2 protein-coding genes are annotated in these 2,586 nt (G+C 73.4%); both read left to right on the forward strand.

Going from position 1 to position 2,586, the window contains the following annotated elements; all coding sequences use genetic code 11:
- The coding region (locus ABZ646_RS44670) for a hypothetical protein (RefSeq protein ID WP_360532970.1) at nucleotides 1-354 on the forward strand (354 nt) is incomplete at its 5' end.
- A 540-nt stretch (nucleotides 355-894) separates the two neighbouring features.
- Nucleotides 895-2,526: an RICIN domain-containing protein gene (locus ABZ646_RS44675; RefSeq protein ID WP_360532973.1), complete on the forward strand. Its 1,632-nt coding sequence runs from the start codon at nucleotides 895-897 to the stop codon at nucleotides 2,524-2,526.
- Nucleotides 2,527-2,586 lie beyond the last annotated feature (60 nt).

Consider the following 2,586-nt stretch of genomic DNA (forward strand, 5'->3'; position numbering starts at 1 on the left):
CCCATCTCCGGGGCGGCCGACATGCGGATCTTCGGCACCCTGCGAGGGCTCGCGGATGGGACCGGGGACTGGGTGTCGGTCGACTTCGGGCGGACCCGCGCCTTCGACCGGGCCGAGGTCTCCTTCACCGTGGACGCCACCCACACGCTGCCCGCGTCGGTGGAGGTGGCGGTCTGGGACGGAACGGCCTACCGGCCGGTGACCGGCACGGCGGTGGAGTGGGCGACCGCCTCGGACGCCCCGACCGTCATCACGTTCACCGCGGTACGGGGCTCCCGGCTCCGGCTGACCCTGACCAGTGCCCACCCCGGTCAGCCCTCGGGCGCGGTGCGGATCAGCAGACTGGACATCTGACGGCGTCGTGCGCGCACCGGGCGGAGCCGGAGGGCCACGCGGTGGCGGACCGGCTCCGTCCCGGTGGCCGCGACCCCGCCCGGACGTACGGGGGCAGGCCACCACCCCTCCCCGTGGCCGCCGGCCGAGGGCGGGAGGAACGGGGCCGGCGGCCTGTTTCGCGCAGGAGAGCCGCCGTTCTGCGCGGGGCCTTTCGAGGAGGGCCGGTCATCAGTGGACCACCCGTGCCGGTGGGGCGGGAGTGTGCGTGCGGAGCCTGTGCGTGCGCGTGGTTCACACGGGGTGCGCGAAATGGTGAATGCGGCCATGAAGGGGCAATAGCCACCGCCGCCTTTCTGACTTTCTGTCAATGCTGTCGATGTTGTACAGGCGCCTTGTTGCTCGTGTGAGACTTGTGCGAGGGTTAATCATCCAAGCGGGGGGTAATGGCCGGGACCAATTAGACAGTTGGGGAACACTGCCGACACCCGGCCGGCGAATTCCCGCTCCCCGCCCGCGCACCGAAGTGGTACGCACCACCGCACCAAAGGAATCCGCTCAGTGCCAACCCCCCATCCGCCTCGCCCGCCCTATCCGCCGCCGGGCGGTGGTGCGGGGGAGTCCGACGAGTCCCTCGCCGCCCCGCTGCGAGCCGGCTCCGACATCGAGGCCTCCCGGTCCGCCGCGCTCCTCATGGCCCGGCACTGGCGGCCCGTGCAGGAATACGCGGTCATCTGCCTGGCCGCCTCCGGGCCCGTCGCGCACATGGTCGCGGCCGCCGCCTTCCACCAGGTCCTCGACCGGGTGGCCCTCGGTGAGACGGCCGACGCGATCCGGCCCCGGCTGCTGCTCTCGGTCCGTGACACGGTCGCCAACTGGTCCGCCGAGGATCGAATAGCCGAGGTTCTCCCCGACCTCGGGAAACCGGCCGGTGGTCGCGGTATGCGCGCCACCAAGCCCACGGCACCGGAAAACCGCGCTCTCGCGGAGCGTTCATTCCTGGGTCTTCCGGCGCTCGCCCAGAGCCTGCTCTGGCACACCGAGGTCGAGGCCGAGCCGATAACCGTACCCGCCGGTCTGCTGGGCATGGACACGGCAACCGCGTCGGCGGCGCTGGAGGACGCCCGGGAGAAATTCCGGGAAGGCTGTGTCCGCGCGCACCGCGATCTCGCACCCTCCCAGGAGTGCCGCTACTACAACCGGCTGCTCGACGTTCCGATCCGCCGCGGCGGCGCCCTGCTGCCGGACGTCCAGGAGCACCTCGCCCAGTGCCCCTACTGCCGGGCCGCCGCCGAGCAGCTCGGACACGTCGAGGACGCCCTGGGAATGCTGCTCGTCGAGGCGGTACTCGGCTGGGGGGCCCGCCGCTACCTCGACTCACGCCCCGGACGCAAGGGCAGCGAGGAGGAGCCCCTGACCCGCGTCGCCCGGCGCTCCGGAGGGGGCGGCCGGCGGCGCGCCGCGGCCCGCACCCGGATCCTGGCCCGCATCCCGGTCCGCCGCCCGCCCGGCCCCTGGTCGTCGAAGACGCTGCTGACCAGTGTCGGAGTCGCCGGCGCCGGACTGCTGGCCTCCGTCCTCGCCGTCAGCGCCCTGTCCGGCGGCGGCGACGGCAGCGGCGCCGTCGCGACCGCGGGACTCGTCCCCGGCGGCACCGACCCCGAGGCGACGCCCGATGCCACGCCCACCTCCGGGACGGCCGGGCTGCCCGCCGACCACGCGACCCGGCTGCGCAACGCCGCCGCCCAGCTCTGCCTCGACATCAACGGCGAGCCGAAGGCCGGGGCGAGCGTCGTGCTCGCGGTGTGCTCCACGGCCAACACCCAGCAGTGGGCGTTCGAGAGCGACGGGGAACTGCGCAGCGTGGCCGGCGACGGCCTGTGCCTGGACTCGCACGCGGACGCCGGGGTGGTCATCCTCGGCACCTGCGCCGAGGATGACGCCGACCGCGGCAAGGACGTCCGCTACGACCTGACCGTGCAGGGCGAGCTGCTGCCCCACTGGGACGAGACCCTCGCCCTCGCCACGGCCGGTGTGAACCCCGGCGACGACATCGTGGTCAAGGTCCGCGACCACACCAGCAGCCAGCACTGGCTGACCGACGCACCGGCACCGTCCCAGAGCCCCGGCTCCCTGTCCGTCGCCGGCCCGGGCGGCCCTTCGGCACGGCCCGCGGAACTGACCGGGAAATAGGGTCTGTTGCGAAAGGCCCGTCGTCCGCCAGGAGGGCGGGCCGCGCGGCGTCAGGTGCGT

The sequence above is a fragment of the Streptomyces sp. NPDC007162 genome (assembly GCF_040634175.1).
Classification (GTDB): domain Bacteria; phylum Actinomycetota; class Actinomycetes; order Streptomycetales; family Streptomycetaceae; genus Streptomyces.